This window comes from Pseudomonas sp. PNPG3 (assembly GCF_023093815.1).
GTDB lineage: Bacteria > Pseudomonadota > Gammaproteobacteria > Pseudomonadales > Pseudomonadaceae > Aquipseudomonas > Aquipseudomonas asiatica.
This window is the reverse complement of the sequence record NZ_JALLKV010000018.1, coordinates 1-17,245: the sequence shown is the minus strand read 5'-3', so window position 1 is coordinate 17,245 and position 17,245 is coordinate 1. Positions and strand designations below refer to the sequence as shown.

General features: G+C 63.9%; 17 protein-coding genes. 11 read left to right on the top strand and 6 right to left on the bottom strand.

Features of this window, described 5'->3' with window-relative positions; translation table 11 throughout:
- Positions 1 to 74 precede the first annotated feature (74 nt).
- The 7 genes from hisG to MJ643_RS13950 all read left to right on the top strand — a co-directional run bounded on the left by hisG (position 75) and on the right by MJ643_RS13950 (position 6,317).
- A complete protein-coding gene (gene hisG, locus MJ643_RS13980) occupies positions 75 to 710 on the top strand; it encodes an ATP phosphoribosyltransferase (protein ID WP_003257924.1) in 636 nt (211 codons plus the stop codon).
- Positions 711 to 844: 134 nt separating this feature from the next.
- Positions 845 to 2,170, top strand: coding sequence for a histidinol dehydrogenase (gene hisD / locus MJ643_RS13975; RefSeq protein WP_024086342.1), 1,326 nt, complete (start codon positions 845 to 847; stop codon positions 2,168 to 2,170).
- Positions 2,171 to 2,172: 2 nt separating this feature from the next.
- Positions 2,173 to 3,219, top strand: a complete 1,047-nt coding sequence (gene hisC, locus MJ643_RS13970) for a histidinol-phosphate transaminase (protein WP_013971087.1) — start codon at positions 2,173 to 2,175, stop codon at positions 3,217 to 3,219.
- A 208-nt stretch (positions 3,220 to 3,427) separates the two neighbouring features.
- Complete coding sequence (locus tag MJ643_RS13965) at positions 3,428 to 4,078, top strand: FadR/GntR family transcriptional regulator (RefSeq protein ID WP_013971088.1); 651 nt, start codon at positions 3,428 to 3,430, stop codon at positions 4,076 to 4,078.
- Positions 4,079 to 4,091: 13 nt separating this feature from the next.
- Positions 4,092 to 5,372, top strand: a complete 1,281-nt coding sequence (locus MJ643_RS13960) for a CynX/NimT family MFS transporter (protein WP_024086344.1) — start codon at positions 4,092 to 4,094, stop codon at positions 5,370 to 5,372.
- A gap of 179 nt (positions 5,373 to 5,551) precedes the next feature.
- On the top strand, positions 5,552 to 6,028 hold the full coding sequence (locus tag MJ643_RS13955) for a nuclear transport factor 2 family protein (RefSeq protein ID WP_024086345.1): 477 nt from the start codon (positions 5,552 to 5,554) through the stop codon (positions 6,026 to 6,028).
- The gene (locus MJ643_RS13950; RefSeq protein WP_013971092.1) at positions 6,021 to 6,317 is read left to right on the top strand and encodes a GIY-YIG nuclease family protein; all 297 of its coding nucleotides are present in this window, start codon (positions 6,021 to 6,023) and stop codon (positions 6,315 to 6,317) included. The genes MJ643_RS13955 and MJ643_RS13950 overlap by 8 nt, the downstream gene beginning before the upstream one ends.
- Before the next feature lie 122 nt (positions 6,318 to 6,439).
- On the opposite strand, the gene yejK is transcribed toward MJ643_RS13950, so the two are convergent.
- Positions 6,440 to 7,447 carry a nucleoid-associated protein YejK gene (gene yejK / locus MJ643_RS13945; protein WP_013971093.1) on the bottom strand — a complete coding sequence of 336 codons (1,008 nt, stop codon included), beginning with the start codon at positions 7,445 to 7,447 and terminating at the stop codon, positions 6,440 to 6,442.
- A 370-nt stretch (positions 7,448 to 7,817) separates the two neighbouring features.
- On the opposite strand from yejK, the gene MJ643_RS13940 reads away from it, so the two are divergent.
- Positions 7,818 to 8,099: an HU family DNA-binding protein gene (locus tag MJ643_RS13940; protein WP_003257928.1), complete on the top strand. Its 282-nt coding sequence runs from the start codon at positions 7,818 to 7,820 to the stop codon at positions 8,097 to 8,099.
- 50 nt (positions 8,100 to 8,149) lie between these two features.
- Here the strand turns inward: MJ643_RS13940 and rlmF are convergent, their stop codons facing one another.
- The 5 genes from rlmF to MJ643_RS13915 all read right to left on the bottom strand — a co-directional run bounded on the left by rlmF (position 8,150) and on the right by MJ643_RS13915 (position 14,687).
- Positions 8,150 to 9,103, bottom strand: a complete 954-nt coding sequence (rlmF, locus tag MJ643_RS13935) for a 23S rRNA (adenine(1618)-N(6))-methyltransferase RlmF (RefSeq protein ID WP_024086346.1) — start codon at positions 9,101 to 9,103, stop codon at positions 8,150 to 8,152.
- 178 nt (positions 9,104 to 9,281) lie between these two features.
- Entirely contained in the window at positions 9,282 to 12,128 is a 2,847-nt protein-coding gene (locus tag MJ643_RS13930; RefSeq protein ID WP_013971095.1) for a valine--tRNA ligase, read from the bottom strand.
- A gap of 213 nt (positions 12,129 to 12,341) precedes the next feature.
- Positions 12,342 to 12,707, bottom strand: coding sequence for a hypothetical protein (locus tag MJ643_RS13925; protein ID WP_024086347.1), 366 nt, complete (start codon positions 12,705 to 12,707; stop codon positions 12,342 to 12,344).
- Positions 12,708 to 12,712: 5 nt separating this feature from the next.
- Positions 12,713 to 13,144: a DNA polymerase III subunit chi gene (locus tag MJ643_RS13920; RefSeq protein ID WP_003257931.1), complete on the bottom strand. Its 432-nt coding sequence runs from the start codon at positions 13,142 to 13,144 to the stop codon at positions 12,713 to 12,715.
- A 49-nt stretch (positions 13,145 to 13,193) separates the two neighbouring features.
- On the bottom strand, positions 13,194 to 14,687 hold the full coding sequence (locus tag MJ643_RS13915) for a leucyl aminopeptidase (RefSeq protein ID WP_003257933.1): 1,494 nt from the start codon (positions 14,685 to 14,687) through the stop codon (positions 13,194 to 13,196).
- A 14-nt stretch (positions 14,688 to 14,701) separates the two neighbouring features.
- On the opposite strand from MJ643_RS13915, the gene MJ643_RS13910 reads away from it, so the two are divergent.
- Genes MJ643_RS13910 through lptG form a run of 3 tightly spaced genes read left to right on the top strand, consistent with a single transcriptional unit; the run spans position 14,702 to position 17,158 of the window.
- Positions 14,702 to 14,992 carry a hypothetical protein gene (locus MJ643_RS13910; RefSeq protein WP_003257935.1) on the top strand — a complete coding sequence of 97 codons (291 nt, stop codon included), beginning with the start codon at positions 14,702 to 14,704 and terminating at the stop codon, positions 14,990 to 14,992.
- Positions 14,989 to 16,104: an LPS export ABC transporter permease LptF gene (lptF, locus tag MJ643_RS13905; RefSeq protein ID WP_247726842.1), complete on the top strand. Its 1,116-nt coding sequence runs from the start codon at positions 14,989 to 14,991 to the stop codon at positions 16,102 to 16,104. The genes MJ643_RS13910 and lptF overlap by 4 nt, the downstream gene beginning before the upstream one ends.
- Positions 16,097 to 17,158: an LPS export ABC transporter permease LptG gene (lptG, locus tag MJ643_RS13900; protein WP_015269076.1), complete on the top strand. Its 1,062-nt coding sequence runs from the start codon at positions 16,097 to 16,099 to the stop codon at positions 17,156 to 17,158. The genes lptF and lptG overlap by 8 nt, the downstream gene beginning before the upstream one ends.
- The last annotated feature ends 87 nt before the right edge of the window (positions 17,159 to 17,245 follow it).

Below are 17,245 nucleotides of genomic sequence, written 5' to 3'. Positions count from 1 at the left end.
GATGTGCCTAACGAATTGAATGCGGTCGGGCTCGACGCCCGGCCAGCAGTAGCCGCTTAAGGACCGACGTTCCAATGTTGACCATCGCGCTTTCCAAAGGCCGTATTCTCGACGATACCCTGCCGTTGCTGGCCGAGGCCGGTATCGTGCCGACCGAGAACCCGGACAAGAGCCGCAAACTGATCATCCCCACCACGCAGGACGATGTGCGCCTGCTGATCGTGCGTGCGACCGACGTGCCTACCTATGTCGAGCATGGTGCCGCCGACCTGGGTGTGGCCGGCAAGGATGTGCTGATGGAGTACGGCGGCCAGGGCCTTTACGAGCCCCTGGACCTGCAGATTGCCCGTTGCAAGCTGATGACCGCTGGCGTGGTCGGCGCACCCGAGCCCAAGGGCCGTCTGCGCGTGGCTACCAAGTTCGTCAACGTAGCCAAGCGCTACTACGCCGAACAGGGCCGCCAGGTCGACATCATCAAGCTGTACGGCTCGATGGAACTGGCTCCGCTGATCAACCTCGCCGACAAGATCATCGACGTGGTCGACACCGGCAACACCCTGCGTGCCAACGGCCTGGAGCCCCAGGAACTGATCGCCACGATCAGCTCGCGCCTGGTGGTCAACAAGGCCTCCATGAAAATGCAGCACGCCCGTATCCAGAGCCTGATCGACACGCTGCGCGGAGCGGTCGAATCGCGACACCGCGGCTGACTCTCTACCGACTGCGCGCGGCCTTCGCTGCCGCGCCCGTCTATCCGCGTCATAGCCATTTTTCTCGGGTGCCCGCGCGGATGGACTGGTAGCCTAGGGCGCCTGAGCATTCGCCAATAATCGAGGCCCTCGCCATGACCGTGTCCACTGCAATTGCCCGTCTCAACGCTGCTGATCCGGATTTCGCCCGACATCTGGATCATCTGCTGAGCTGGGAAAGTGTGTCCGATGACGCGGTCAACCAGCGCGTGCTCGACATCATCAAGGCCGTGCGCGAGCGTGGCGATGCGGCATTGGTGGAATTCACCCAGCGTTTCGATGGTGTCGATGCCAAGTCCATCGATGACCTGATCCTCGGTCGCGAGCGCCTGGAACTGGCGCTGACCCGCATTACCCCTGGCCAGCGCGAAGCCCTGGAAAAGGCCGCCAATCGTGTGCGCATGTACCACGAGCGGCAGAAGCAGGATTCCTGGCAGTACACCGAGGCCGACGGCACCGTGCTTGGCCAGAAGGTCACCCCGCTGGACCGCGCCGGCCTGTACGTGCCGGGTGGCAAGGCGTCGTACCCGTCGTCGGTGCTGATGAACGCCATTCCGGCCAAGGTTGCTGGCGTGGCCGAAGTGGTGATGGTGGTGCCGACCCCGCGTGGCGAGGTCAACGAACTGGTGCTGGCGGCTGCCTGCATCGCCGGTGTCGACCGTGTGTTCACCGTCGGTGGCGCCCAGGCTGTCGCCGCGCTGGCCTACGGTACCGAAAGCGTGCCGCAGGTGGACAAGATCGTCGGCCCGGGCAATATCTACGTCGCCACCGCCAAGCGCCACGTGTTCGGCCAGGTGGGTATCGACATGATCGCCGGCCCATCGGAAATCCTCGTGGTGTGCGACGGCCAGACCGACCCGGACTGGATCGCCATGGACCTGTTCTCCCAGGCCGAGCACGACGAAGATGCCCAGGCCATCCTGGTCAGCCCGGACGCCGCCTTCCTCGACCGCGTTGCAGCCAGCATCGACAAGCTGCTGCCGACCATGGAACGTGCCGGGATCATCGAGAAGTCGATCAATGGCCGTGGCGCGCTGATCCAGGTGCGTGACATGCAGCAGGCCATGGAAGTGGCCAACCGCATTGCCCCGGAGCACCTGGAACTGTCGGTCGCCGACCCGCAGGCCTGGCTGCCGCACATCCGCCACGCTGGCGCGATCTTCATGGGCCGCCACACCAGCGAAGCGCTGGGCGACTACTGCGCAGGGCCCAACCACGTGCTGCCGACCTCCGGTACCGCGCGTTTCTCGTCGCCGCTGGGGGTTTATGACTTCCAGAAGCGTTCGTCGATCATTTTCTGCTCCGAGCAGGGCGCGTCCGAGCTGGGCCACACCGCCTCGGTCCTGGCCCGTGGCGAGTCGCTGACCGCACACGCCCGCAGCGCCGAATACCGCATTCTGACCCAAGAGAAGGGGAACTGAGCATGAGTCGATTCTGGAGCCCCTTCGTCAAGGACCTGGTGCCTTACGTGCCGGGCGAGCAGCCCAAGCTGGCCCGCCTGGTCAAGCTGAACACCAACGAAAACCCCTACGGCCCGTCGCCCAAGGCGCTGGAAGCCATGCGCGGCGAGCTGAACGACAACCTGCGCCTGTACCCGGACCCGAACGGTGACCGGCTGAAGCAGGCGGTGGCCGAGTACTACGGCGTCACGCCGGCACAAGTGTTCGTCGGCAACGGCTCGGACGAGGTGCTGGCGCACATCTTCCACGGCCTGTTCCAGCACGACGCACCGCTGCTGTTCCCTGACATCAGCTACAGCTTCTACCCGGTCTACTGCGGTCTTTACGGTATTGCCTTCGAGCAGGTGGCGCTGGACGAGCAGTTCCAGATCCGCATCGAGGACTACAACAAGCCCAACGCCGGCATCATCTTCCCCAACCCCAACGCGCCGACCGGCTGCCTGATGCCGCTGCAGGCGGTGGAGCAGTTGCTGCAGGCCAACCGTGATTCGGTGGTGGTGGTGGATGAAGCCTACATCGACTTCGGGGGCGAAACAGCGATCAGCCTGGTGGACCGCTACGACAACCTGCTGGTCACCCAGACCCTGTCGAAGTCGCGCTCGCTGGCGGGGCTGCGGGTTGGCCTGGCGGTTGGCCACCCGGACCTGATCGAAGCGCTGGAGCGGATCAAGAACAGCTTCAACTCCTACCCGCTGGACCGTGCCGCGATCGTCGGCGCAGCGGTGGCGTTCGAGGACCGCGAGTACTTCGAAGAAACCTGCCGCAAGGTGATCGACAGCCGCGAGGTATTGGTCGGGCAACTGCGGGCCAAGGGCTTCGAAGTGCTGCCGTCGGCGGCCAACTTCATCTTCGCCCGCCATCCGCAGCACGATGCCGGTGAGTTGGCTGCACGCCTGCGCGAGCAGGGCGTGATCGTGCGCCACTTCAAGCAGCCGCGCATTGCCCAGTTCCTGCGCATCACCATCGGTACGCCAGAGATGAACCAGGCGCTGCTTGATGCATTGAACTAACGGTATTGCAAGCTGCCGTGACGCGGCCCTTGTGGGAGCGGGCGTGCCCGCGAACACCGGCAACGCCGGTGCCATCCATCGCGTTGGATTCTTCGCGGGCATGCCCGCTCCCACAGGGATTTCCACTATCGCCAGAAACCATCAATGTTTGCTGTATTGCCGGTATACATTATGCTGAGCAGATTCATCGGATGATTGGTTGAGTTTCATGAGCACCGAATTGACCAAGCGCTCCCTGGTCGAACTGGCCGTCGAGCGCATGCGAGAACGCATCCTGCTGGGCGACTGGCAGGTTGGCCAGCGTTTGCCGACCGAGCCGGAACTGGCCCTGCAGTTGGGCATAAGCCGCAACACCGTACGCGAGGCCATGCGTGTGCTGGCGTTCAGTGGCCTGGTGGAGATTCGCCAGGGGGATGGCAGCTACCTGCGCACGGCCCAGGACCCGCTACAGGCGGTGCAGGCGATGTCACGCTGCACGCCCGAGCAGGCCCGTGAAACCCGGCACATCCTCGAAGCCGAGGCCATCGGCCTGGCCGCGCTGCGCCGAACCGACGCCGATCTTCAGGCGCTGCGTGATGCCCTGGCCAACAGTGCCGGGCATTTTCACGGTGATATCGATGCTTATGTGGCCTGCGACCTGGTGTTTCACCAGCGCCTGGTAGATGCCGCCCATAACCCGGCCTTGAGTGAGCTGTACCGGTACTTTTCCGGGGTGGTGGCTGCCGCGCTGCAGCACAACATGGCAACCGTGCCGCGCTGCCAGGCCACGTTCGACCTGCATGGGCAGATCCTTGCCGCAATCGAGCAACGCGATGCGGAGCAGGCCAAGCGCCTGAGCCGTACCCTTATCGAATCCTGACTCCGAGAAGGCCATGGCTGATTCCATCACCCGTAACACCCCACCGAGCGAGCGGGACCTCGATGAGTTGCTGATCGACGCCGAGGCTGACGACGAGCAGGTCCAACAGCAGCCGGTACAGATACAGCGGCCTTGGCTGTTGTTGCTCGGCCTGGTGCTGGTGGCATTGAACCTGCGCCCGGCATTGTCGAGCATGGCGCCGGTGCTGGGCCAGGTGTCCGAAGGCTTGGGGCTGAATGCCTCGCAGGCCGGTTTGCTGACCACCTTGCCAGTGCTGTGCCTGGGCCTGTTCGCTCCCTTGGCGCCGGGGCTGGCGAGGCGTTTTGGCAGCGAGCGGGTAATCCTCGGCATCCTCGCCACCCTGGCGCTTGGCATTGTCGTGCGCAGTAGCCTGGGGGCCACCGGGGTGTTCCTCGGCAGCCTGATGGCCGGGGCCAGTATCGGCATCATTGGCGTGCTGTTGCCGGGCATCGTCAAGCGCGATTTCCCGCAGCACGCTGGCACGCTGACCGGCGTGTACACCATGGCCTTGTGCCTGGGCGCCGCCATGGCGGCTGGCGCCACGGTGCCCCTGGCCCAGCATTTCGACGGCAGCTGGGCGCTGGGGCTTGGCTTCTGGATGTTGCCGGCCCTGCTGGCCATGCTGGTATGGCTGCCGCAGGCCCGCCAAGGTCATGGCCTGCACAAGGTGGCCTATCGTGTGCGTGGGCTGTGGCGTGATCCGCTGGCCTGGCAGGTGACCCTGTACATGGGCCTGCAGTCGTCACTGGCCTATATCGTCTTTGGCTGGTTGCCATCGATCCTGATCGGTCGCGGCCTGAGCCCGACCGAGGCGGGGCTGGTGCTGTCGGGGTCGGTGATCGTGCAGCTGGTCAGTTCGCTCAGTGCGCCCTGGCTGGCTACTCGCGGCAAGGACCAGCGCCTGGCGATCGTGCTGGTCATGCTGATTACCCTGGCCGGCCTGTTCGGTTGCCTGTATGCGCCGCTTTCCGGGCTGTGGGGCTGGGCGGTTGTGCTGGGCCTGGGGCAGGGCGGTACCTTTGCCCTGGCGCTGACCTTGATCGTACTGCGCTCGAAGGATGCCCATGTCGCGGCGAACCTGTCGAGCATGGCGCAGGGGGTGGGTTATACCCTGGCGTCGATGGGGCCGTTTGCGGTGGGGCTGGTACATGACCTGACCGGGGGGTGGGCGGCAGTGGGGTGGATTTTTGCCGTGCTGGGGGTGGGTGCCATCGTGTTCGGCCTGGGGGCCGGGCGGGCTTTGCATGTGCAGGTGAGCAGCGAGAAAGTCTGAAGGGGCATGTGGCATTGCCGGCCTCTTCGCGGGTAAACCCGCTCCCACAGGGATTGCACACATCTTGAAGTCATGTTGTACCTGTGGGAGCGGGTTTACCCGCGAAAGGGCCGGTACTGGCATAACCAACCGGGGAAGATTATCGTGCTGCTTTCGACTCCCAGGACGGACCAGCCCACATGAGCGACGCCAACCGCGACCTGATCACCCGCTTCTACCAGGCCTTCCAGCGCCTGGACGCCAAGGCCATGGTCGCCTGCTACAGCGACGATATCGTCTTCAGCGACCCGGTCTTCGGCACCTTGCGTGGCAAGGATGCAGGCGACATGTGGCGAATGCTCACCAGCCGGGCCAAGGACTTCACCCTGACCTTCGACAACGTCCGCGCCGATGAACGCACTGGCGCCGCACATTGGGTGGCCACCTACCTGTTCAGCCAGACCGGCCGCATCGTGGTCAACGATATCCAGGCGCGTTTCGTGATCCGTGACGGGCTGATCTGCCAGCACGATGACCAATTCGACTTGTGGCGCTGGTCGCGGCAGGCGCTGGGTGTGCCTGGCATGCTGCTGGGCTGGTCGCCGCTGGTGCAGAACAAGGTACGCCAGCAGGCGTTCAAAGGATTGCGAGCATTCCAGCAGGCTCAGGGTGAGTGAGCCCGTCGAAATTGCCGCCAGCAAACCCTGGTATGTCTACTTGGTAAGGGCTGCCAATGGATCGCTGTATTGCGGTATCAGCGATGACCCGCAGCGGCGCTTTCTGGCGCACCAGAAAGGGCAGGGCGCGCGCTACTTCAAGACCAGCCCGGCCCAGGCGCTGGTGTATGTGGAGCAATGGCCGGACAAGGGCGAGGCGTTACGCCAGGAGCGGCTGGTGAAGCGGCTGCGCAAGTCGGCGAAGGAGGCGTTGGTGGCCTCCTATGGCGCAGTAGTGGCTGCTAATTAGGGCCGCTTCGCGCCCCATCGCCGGCAAGCCAGCTCCCACTTCGGCTGCATAGACCTCAGGCCTGTGCAGTACCTGTGGGAGCTGGCTTGCCGGCGATGGGCTGCGCAGCAGCCCCGGGGTCATCAGTCCTTGCGCCGCTTCAACTGATCCACCAAGGTGGTCGGAAGGCCCTTGATGATCAAGGTCCCTGCTGCTTCGTCATACTCGACCTTGTCCCCCAGCAGGTGCGCTTCGAAGCTGATCGACAACCCCTCGGCACGGCCGGTGAAGCGGCGGAACTGGTTGAGGGTGCGCTTGTCTGCGGGGATTTCCGGCGACAGGCCGTAGTCCTTGTTGCGGATGTGATCGTAGAACGCCTTGGGCCGGTCCTCGTCGATCAGGCTGGACAGCTCTTCCAGCGTGACCGGCTCGCCGAGCTTGGTCTGGGTAGTGGCGTACTCGACCAGGGTCTGGGTTTTTTCGCGGGCGGACTCTTCCGGCAGGTCTTCGCTCTCGACGAAGTCGCTGAAGGCCTTGAGCAGGGTGCGGGTTTCGCCCGGGCCGTCGACGCCCTCCTGGCAGCCGATGAAGTCACGGAAGTAGTCCGAGACCTTCTTGCCATTCTTGCCCTTGATGAACGAAATGTACTGTTTGGAGTTCTGGTTGTTCTTCCACTCCGACAGGTTGATGCGCGCCGCCAGGTGCAACTGGCCAAGGTCGAGGTGGCGCGAAGGCGTCACATCAAGCTCGGCGTTCACTGCCACACCTTCGCTGTGGTGCAGAAGGGCGATTGCCAGGTATTCGGTCATGCCTTGCTGGTAGTGGGCAAACAGGATGTGGCCGCCGGTGGACAGGTTGGACTCTTCCATCAGCTTTTGCAGGTGCTCCACGGCCACACGGCTGAAGGAGGTAAAGTCCTTTTCTTCGTCCAGGTACTGCTTCAGCCAGCCGCTCAGCGGGTAGGCGCCGGACTCGCCGTGGAAAAAGCCCCAGGCCTTGCCTTGCTTGGCGTTGTAGCTGTCATTGAGGTCGGCCAGCAGGTTTTCGATGGCGTCGGAGGCAGCCAGTTCGGAATCGCGGGCATGCAGCACGGCGGGGCTGCCATCGGGCTTTTTGTCGATCAGGTGAACGATGCAATGACGGATTGGCATGGAATTCTCGGCGAGCTGCAAAAGTCGTCCAGTTTACCCTAGACATCAGGTGATGCAGTGGCCGGATGTTGGCAGAAATGCCGGTTGTTCGTTTTTTGTTCAATTTTGTGCGTTTTGGGCTAAAACCCCCGAAAAACCTGCATTAAATCGAAGCGTGCAGCGGATATTTATCTGCTCCTGTGGTAGCTTTGCGCGGTCTTGCGCCCCTTGTGTGGCGCATTGCTGGCAGCGTGCTGTCGTCGTGTCGAACCAAACGTCGATTTGCGTATCTACATACGCGATTGGCGCGGCCCTCCACTTTCAGGGGCTGGCCCGATAACGTCGTAGTCCGCTGCATAACCATCGAATTTGATAGGGAAGGAACACCACCATGGCATTGACCAAAGACCAACTGATTGCCGACATCGCCGAATCGATCGCCGCGCCAAAAGCCACCGCCAAGAACGCTCTGGAGCAACTGGGCCAGATCGTTGCCGACCAGCTGGAAAACGGCGCTGAAATCACTCTGCCAGGCATCGGCAAACTGAAAGTCGCTGAGCGTCCTGCCCGTACCGGCCGCAACCCTTCGACTGGCGCTGCCATCGAAATCGCTGCCAAGAAAGTCGTCAAGTTCGTTCCGGCCAAAGTGCTGACCGACGCCATCAACAAGTAATTGTTGAAGCTTTGACGAAACCGCGCCCGGCTTGCCCGGACGCGGTTTTTTCATGCCTGGGTTTTACGCCCGGCGTGCCAGGCCTGGCGCGCCTCGTCGTCGTGGAAGCTCCAGGCGACCATGCGGCTTTGCTTCTGCCCCTGGCCCATTTCACTGATGCGCACGGCCTTGGCGCCCGCTTTCCTGAGCGCAGCCTCGATCCCCGGCAAGTTGCTGGCCTTGGACACCAGGCTGGTGAACCACAATACCCGTTCGGCGTACTGCACGCTTTCACTGACCAGTTGGCTGACAAAGCGGATCTCGCCGCCTTCGCACCACAGTTCGTTGTTCTGGCCACCGAAGTTGAGCACCGGCAGCTTGCGCTTGGGGTCCTGCTTGCCCAGGTTCTTCCACTTGCGCTGGCTACCACGGGTGGCTTCGTCGCGTGAGGCATGGAAGGGCGGGTTGCACAGGGTCAGGTCGAAGCGTTCGCCCTCCTGCAGCAGGCCGCTGAGGATGTGCGCACGGTTGGCCTGTTGGCGCAGGGTGATGGCCTTGCCCAGGCCGTTGGCCTGGACGATGGCCTTGGCCGAAGCCAGGGCCACGGGGTCGATGTCCGAGCCAACGAAGCGCCAGCGGTAGTCGCTGTGGCCCAGCAGCGGGTAGATGCAGTTGGCCCCCACGCCGATGTCCAGCGCACGCACCTGGGCGCCCTTGGGGATCTCGCCGGCATTGTCATCGGCCAGCAGGTCGGCGGCGACGTGAATGTAGTCGGCGCGGCCGGGAATCGGCGGGCACAGGTAGTCGGCGGGGATATCCCAGTGCTGGATGCCGTACTGGGCCTTCAGCAGCGCACGGTTGAACACCCTTACGGCCTCGGGGTTGGCGAAGTCGATGCTGGGTTTGCCGTGGGGGTTGGTGATGGTGAAGCGCGCCAGGTTAGGGTGGGCCTTGATCAGGCTGGGGAAGTCGTAGCGGCCCTGGTGGCGGTTGCGCGGGTGCAGGGTGGGTTTGTTCGGGGTCATGGCAGTGTCCAGCCCTATACGAGCGGTGGCTGATAGAGCCTAGGGCTGCTTTGCAGCCCTTTCGCGACACAAGGCCGCTCCTACAGGATAGCGGCGCCCTTCAGACCGGCGCCGTCCCTGTAGGAGCGGCCTTGTGTCGCGAAAGGGCCGCAAAGCGGCCCCAGCTTTTCTCTAGTGATTAAAGCGCTGCAATCCGCGCATGCTGCTCGGTGAAGTTGGCCAGGGCCTGTTCGGACTCGGCCAGCTTGGCGCGTTCCTTCTCGATCACGGCAGGTGGTGCCTTGTCGACGAAGGCGGCGTTGGACAGCTTGCCACCCACGCGTGCCACTTCACCCTGCAGGCGCTGGATTTCCTTGTTCAGGCGCGCCAGCTCGGCATCCTTGTCGATCAGGCCGGCCATTGGCACCAGCACTTGCAGGTCACCGACCAGGGCGGTGGCCGACAGCGGCGCTTCGTCGGCATCGCCCAGTACGGTGAACGATTCGACCTTGGCCAGCTTCTTCAGCAGGGCTTCGTTTTCCTGCAGTCGACGCTGGTCGTCGGCGTTGGCGTTCTTAAGGAACAGCGGCAGCGGCTTGCCCGGGCCGATGTTCATTTCGGCGCGGATGTTGCGCAGGCCGACCATCAGCTCCTTGAGCCACTCGATGTCGCCTTCGGCGGCAGCATCGATGCGGCTTTCATTGGCCACCGGCCATGGCTGCAGCATGATGGTCTTGCCTTCGATGCCGGCCAGCGGCGCGATGCGCTGCCAGATTTCTTCGGTGATGAACGGCATGAACGGGTGCGCCAGGCGCAGCGCCACTTCCAGCACGCGCACCAGGGTGCGGCGGGTGCCACGGGCGCGCTCGACCGGGGCGTTCTCGTCCCACAGCACCGGCTTGGACAGCTCCAGGTACCAGTCGCAATACTGGTTCCAGATGAACTCGTACAGCGCCTGGCTGGCCAGGTCGAAGCGGAACTGCTCCAGCTGGCGGGTCACTTCGGCTTCGGTACGCTGCAGCTGCGAGATGATCCAGCGGTCGGCCAGCGACAGCTCGTAGGCCTCGCCGTTCTGGCCGCAGTCTTCGCCCTTGTCCAGCACGTAGCGGGCGGCGTTCCAGATCTTGTTGCAGAAGTTGCGGTAGCCTTCGACGCGGCCCATGTCGAACTTGATGTCGCGGCCGGTGGAGGCCAACGAGCAGAAGGTGAAGCGCAGGGCGTCGGTGCCGTAGCTGGCGATACCTTCGGGGAACTCGGCCTTGGTCTGCTTGGCGATTTTCTCGGCAAGCTTGGGCTGCATCATGCCGCTGGTGCGTTTTTCCAGCAGGGCGTCGAGGGTGATGCCGTCGACGATGTCCAGCGGGTCCAGCACGTTGCCCTTGGACTTGGACATCTTCTGGCCCTGGCCGTCACGTACCAGGCCGTGCACGTACACGGTCTTGAAAGGTACCTGCGGGGTGCCATCCTCGTTCTTGATCAGGTGCATGGTCAGCATGATCATGCGCGCAACCCAGAAGAAGATGATGTCGAAGCCGGTTACCAGCACGTCGGTGGAGTGGAACTTCTTGAGGAACTCGGTCTGTTCCGGCCAGCCCAGGGTAGAGAAGGTCCACAGGCCCGAACTGAACCAGGTGTCGAGTACGTCGTCGTCCTGGCGCAGGACCACGTCGGCGCCCAGGTTGTGCTTGGCGCGCACTTCTTCCTCGTTGCGGCCGACATAGACCTGGCCGGCCTCGTCGTACCATGCCGGGATGCGGTGGCCCCACCACAGCTGGCGGCTGATGCACCAGTCCTGGATGTCACGCATCCAGGAGAAGTACATGTTCTCGTACTGCTTGGGCACGAACTGGATGCGGCCATCTTCCACTGCGGCGATGGCAGGTTCTGCCAGCGGCTTGGTGGAAACGTACCACTGGTCGGTCAGCCACGGCTCGATGACGGTGCCCGAACGGTCGCCCTTCGGCACTTTCAGCGCGTGGTCGTCGATGCTCACCAGCAGGCCCTGGGCATCCAGGTCGGCGACGATCTGCTTGCGTGCGACGAAGCGGTCGAGGTTGGCGTACTGGGCCGGCAGGCGGGTGTCCACCTGCTCGTTGACGCTGCCGTCGAGGTTGAAGGCCTGCGCGCTGGCCAGCACGAAGGCATTCTTGTCGAAGATGTTCAGCAGCGGCAGGTTGTGGCGTTTGCCGACTTCATAGTCGTTGAAGTCGTGGGCCGGGGTGATCTTCACGCAGCCGGTACCGAACTCGGGGTCGCAGTAGTCGTCGGCGATGATCGGGATGCGGCGGCCGACCAGCGGCAGTTCGACGAACTTGCCGATCAGTGCCTGGTAGCGCTCGTCGTTCGGGTTGACTGCCACGGCCGCGTCACCCAGCAGGGTTTCCGGACGGGTGGTGGCGACGACCAGGTAGTCCTTGCCTTCGGCGGTCTTGGCGCCATCGGCCAGTGGGTAGCGCAGGTTCCACAGGTGGCCCTTCTCGTCGTGGTTCTCCACTTCGAGGTCGGAGATGGCCGTGTGCAGCTTGGTGTCCCAGTTGACCAGGCGCTTGCCGCGGTAGATCAGGCCGTCTTCATGCAGGCGCACGAAGGCTTCCTTGACCGCTTCGGACAGGCCGTCGTCCATGGTGAAACGCTCGCGGCTCCAGTCGACCGACGAGCCCAGACGGCGGATCTGACGGCTGATGTTGCCGCCGGACTGGTCCTTCCATTCCCAGACCTTTTCCAGGAACTTTTCGCGGCCCAGGTCATGACGGTTCTGGCCCTTGGCCTCTAGCTGGCGCTCGACCAGCATCTGGGTGGCGATACCGGCGTGGTCGGTGCCTGGCTGCCACAGGGTGTCGCGGCCTTGCATGCGGCGGAAACGGATCAGGGCGTCCATGATCGCGTTGTTGAACCCGTGGCCCATGTGCAGGCTGCCGGTCACGTTCGGCGGCGGGATCATGATGGTGTAGGACTCGCCTGCACCTTGTGGGGCGAAATAGTTCTCGGACTCCCAGGTGTTGTACCAGGAAGTTTCGATGGCGTGCGGCTGGTAGGTCTTATCCATGCGCGGCGGGACCCTGTGCATTTATTCGGGAAAGCCGGGAAGTATAACCAAGCTGGGGGCCGCAGGCGACAAGCTGCTGACAACTGTCGGAACAGTGGCGCCTGCTTCGCGGGCACGCCCGCTCCTACAGGTGCACCATAGGTCTTGCGGTCTGTGGGGACCCTGTGGGAGCGGGCGTGCCCGCGAAGCAGGCGACCCGGATGTTCGGTATATCTACTCGGAACGCTTGATCAACCGCTCGATCCGCGCATCCAGCCGGCGCTTGATCTCGTTCTCGATGTGCGGGGTAAAGTCGTTGATCACGTCCTGCATGATCATCTGCGCCGCCGCACGCAGTTCGCTTTCCAGATGCAGCAGGGTGTCCTGGCGACGAGTCTGCGGGTCATCTTCGGGTTCGGCAGCTATTGGTTCGGCCGTAGGCACATGATTGCCGGGCGCTTCTTCCAGCAGCAACGGGATCTGCTCCACCGTCTCGGTCAGCAGCGGTGGTTGCAGGTCGGCGTCGCCAAGCAGCTGGCGTATCGACTCGAGGTCATCGAGCAGATGGGCGGAATCGGGCAGGGGGGAGGGCTTGTCCATCGTCGTCAAAGTCGCTGTAAGCGGTGGTCTTGCAGAGCATAGCCCTGTTCACGGTAGAAACGGAATCGTTCACGGGCCGATTGGCGGATGCCAGGCTCTTCAACGACGATTTCGGCCACCCGCTCGAACTGGCCGACGAAGGCCGGTACGCCGGCGCCCAGGTTGATCAACAGGTCGTGGTGGTCGCCCGCACTGTCGGCGGCCAGGCCCAATGCCACGCTGGCATCGGCATGCACCTCCGCGAGGTCGTGGGGCACGAAGGCCTCGCCCTTGAAGCGCCACAGGCGTTGGTCCAGCTCGTTGCGCTGCTCGGCGTCCTGGCAATGCAGGTAGACCCGGTGGCCGAGGCGCCAGGCCTTTTCGCATAGCTTGCAGGCGAAATCGAGCCGCGCCGACAGCGAGTCGGTGGGCAGGATGTAGAAATCGACTTTGCTCATGGTGGTATCGCCGGCCGGTGGCGCGCGCGGCGCCACCGGCTCAATGGCGTCAGGCGCCGGCGCGGTCCAGCAGGTACTGGGTCAGCAGGGGTACAGGGCGGCCAGTGGCGCCCTTGTCCTTGCCGCCGCTGACCCAGGCAGTGCCGGCGATGTCCATGTGCGCCCAGTCGTAGGCCTTGGCAAAGCGCGACAGGAAGCAGCCGGCGGTGATGGTGCCGGCCTTCGGCCCGCCGATGTTGCCCATGTCGGCGAACGGGCTGTCCAGCTGCTCCTGGTACTCATCGAACAGCGGCAGCTGCCAGGCACGGTCGTCGGCGCGCTTGCCGGCGTCGAGCAACTGGCCGACCAGGTCGTCGTTGTTGCCCATCAGGCCAGTGGTGTGGCTGCCCAGGGCGACGATGCAGGCACCGGTCAGGGTAGCGATGTCGATGACTGCCTGCGGCTTGAAGCGCTCGGCGTAGGTCAGGGTGTCGCACAGCACCAGGCGGCCTTCGGCGTCGGTGTTGAGGATTTCCACGGTCTGCCCGCTCATGGTGGTGACGATGTCACCCGGCCGGGTGGCGCCGCCGCTCGGCATGTTCTCGGCGCAGGCCAGCAGGCACACCAGGTTGACCGGCAGCTGCAGCTCGAGCACCGCACGCAGGGTGCCGAGCACGCTGGCGGCACCGCACATGTCGTACTTCATTTCGTCCATGCCGGCGCCAGGCTTCAGGCTGATGCCGCCGGTGTCGAAGGTAATGCCCTTGCCCACCAGCACGAACGGCTTGTCCGCCTTCTTGCCGCCCTGGTAGTTGAGCACGATCAGGCGTGGCGGCTGGTCGCTGCCCTGGCCGACGGCGTAGAACGCGCCCATGCCGAGGTCCTTGATCTTCTTCTCGTCCAGCACTTCGACTTTCAGCGCCTTGTGCGCCTTGCCCAGGTCCTTGGCCTGTTCGGCCAGGAAGCTTGGGTGGCACAGGTTGGGCGGCAGGTTGCCCAGGTCGCGCGTGAAGGCCATGCCGGTGGCGATGGCACTGGCATGCTTGACGGCACGTTCGACCTCGGCCTGGCCGGCCTTGTCGGTCAGCAGGGTGACCTTCTTCAGGGCGCGCGGCTCGGCCTTCTGGCTCTTGAAGCGATCGAACACGTATTCGCCGTCGAGCAGGGTTTCGGCCAGCAGGCGGTACTTGCCATAGTGGGCATCACGGTTGCTGACCGCGATGTCGTCCAGGGCCAGCACTGCGTCAGCGCCGTTCAGGCCCTTGAGCACGCCGGCGACGCTGGCGACCAGTTTGCGCCAGGCGCGGTCGCCCAGGGCTTCGTCCTTGCCGCTGCCCACCAGCAGCACGCGCTCGGCCTTCAGGCCCGCGAGGTTCTGCAGGAGCAGGGTCTGGCCCGGCTTGCCGGCCAGGTCGCCACGTTTGAGCACGGCACTGATGGCGCCTTCGCTGGCCTGGTCGACGGCCTTGGCCACGGCGCCGAGCTTGCGGTTTTCACCTACCGGGAGGACCAGGGTGGCGGTTTTTACGGATGCAGCAGCTACGCTTTTTACAACCAGTTCCATGTCAGGATCCCCGAATGATCGATACAGTCGGCGCTGTGTATTCCAGCGCTCTGGACGGGCCTGGCCGCGTCGTCGCGCGCCAGCGGAAAAGCTGCCAGTTTGAGCCTGCGGCAAGCGTGCTGACAACCCCGTTATGCGCCTTCATGCGCGGCGAAGTGACAGGGGCGGTCAATCACAGGATAATGCGCGCACTTTACATGGAGGTTCGCCTTTGGCGAACCGGCATTGGTCTTGGCTGTACTAAGTCATTGTCTGGCGCCATTGATTGGCAGTCCGCCCTGACAACCCAGGAGTGTCTGGTTTGATCGTCTTTCGTTATCTGTCCCGCGAGGTCCTGGTGACCTTGAGCGCCGTCAGCGCCGTGCTGCTGGTGATCATCATGAGCGGGCGCTTCATCAAGTACCTGGCCCAGGCTGCCCAGGGTGTGCTCGACCCGAGCGTGCTGTTCCTGATCATGGGCTTCCGTCTGCCGGGCTTCCTGCAGCTGATCCTGCCTTTGGGGCTGTTCCTCGGCATTCTCCTGGCGTACGGGCGCCTGTACCTGGAAAGCGAGATGACCGTGCTGTCGGCCACCGGCATGAGCCAGCAGCGCCTGCTGGGCCTGACCATGGCGCCGGCCGCCCTGGTCGCCCTGCTGGTGGCCTGGCTTAGCCTGAGCCTGGCACCGCTGGGCGTGGCCCAGGTGCAGCAGATCATCGCCCAGCAGGATGCCCTGACCGAGTTCGACACCCTGGTGCCGGGCCGCTTCCAGACCCTGCGCGACGGCTCGCGGGTGACTTACACCGAAGAGCTGTCGGACGACCGCATCAACCTGGCCGGGGTGTTCATTTCCGAGAAGCGCTTCAACCAGGACAAGACCAAGGACCGCGCCCCGTCGGTGCTGGTTGCCGAAAAAGGCCACCAGGAAATCCAGGCCGACGGCAACCGCTACCTGGTGCTGGAAAACGGCTACCGTTACGACGGCAACCCGGGCCAGGCGGATTACCGTGCAATCAAGTACGACACCTACGGAGTGCTGCTGCCCAAGCCGGAAGTCGCCGAGGAAGTGACCGATCGCGAAGCCATCCCCACTTCCGAGCTGATCGGCAAGAAGGGGCTGCGTGAGCGCGCCGAGCTGCAATGGCGGCTGTCGCTGCCGATCCTGGTGTTCATCGTCACCATGCTGGCGGTGCCGCTGTCCCGGGTCAACCCGCGCCAGGGCCGCTTCCTCAAGCTGCTGCCGGCAATTCTTCTGTACATGGCCTACCTGACAATGCTGATTTCCGTACGCGGCGCCCTCGAGAAGGGCAAACTGCCGATCGCCCTGGGCATTTGGTGGGTCCACGGCCTGTTCCTGCTGATCGGCCTGGGCCTGATGTACTGGGAGCCGCTGCGCCTCAAGCGCGCCGCCCGTCGTGCGGAGGTGGCCCATGGGTAAGCTCGACCGCTACATCGGCCAGAGCGTGCTGCTGGCCATCCTCGCCGTGCTGGGGATCATCCTCGGCCTGGCTTCGCTGTTTGCCTTCATCGACGAGATGAGCGACCTGAGTGACACCTACACGGTGATGGAGGCGGGCAACTTCGTCCTGCTGACCGCACCGCGGCGGCTGTACGAAATGCTGCCGATGGCCGCCTTGATCGGCTGCCTGATCGGCCTGGGCAGCCTGGCCAGCAGCAGCGAACTGACCATCATGCGTGCTGCAGGGGTTTCCATCGGGCGCATCGTCTGGGCAGTGATGAAGCCGATGCTGGTACTGATGCTGGTCGGTCTGCTGATCGGCGAGTACGTGGCGCCGGTGACCGAGAACAAGGCCCAGGCCGACCGTTCCCTGGCCCAGGGCGGTGGTGAGGCGCAAAGCTCCAAGCGCGGCATGTGGCACCGCCAGGGCGAGGAGTACGTGCACATCAACGCCGTGCAGCCTAACGGCCTGCTGCTGGGTGTGACCCGTTACCGCTTCGACAGCGAGCGCAAGATTGTCACCTCGAGCTTCGCCCGCCGTGCACAGTACCAGGACGACCACTGGATGCTCAGCGACGTGCGCACCACCTTCTTCCGTGGCGACCACACCGAAGTGGTGACCGCGCCGCAGGAACGCTGGGACGTTTCGCTCACGCCGCAACTGCTCAATACTGTGATCCTCGCGCCGGAGTCGCTGTCCATCACCGGGCTGTGGGACTACATCCACTACCTGTCCGACCAGGGCCTGAACAATGCCCGTTACTGGCTGGCGTTCTGGACCAAGGTATTGCAGCCGATGGTGACCGCGGCGCTGGTGCTGATGGCCATTTCCTTCATCTTCGGCCCGCTGCGTTCGGTAACCCTTGGCCAGCGCGTGTTCACCGGTGTACTGGTGGGCTTCGTGTTCCGCATCGCCCAGGACCTGTTGGGGCCTTCGAGCCAGGTGTTCGGCTTCCCGCCGCTGCTGGCGGTGGTGATCCCGGCAGGCATCTGTGCATTGGCCGGAGTGTGGTTGTTGCGTCGGGCAGGTTGATGGCCTGAGCTGTACAAAAAAAGCCGACCTCGGGGTTAATGCCAGTCAGTTAAGACTGACGCTTTGAGCTTTAGCCCGTAGGCCGCA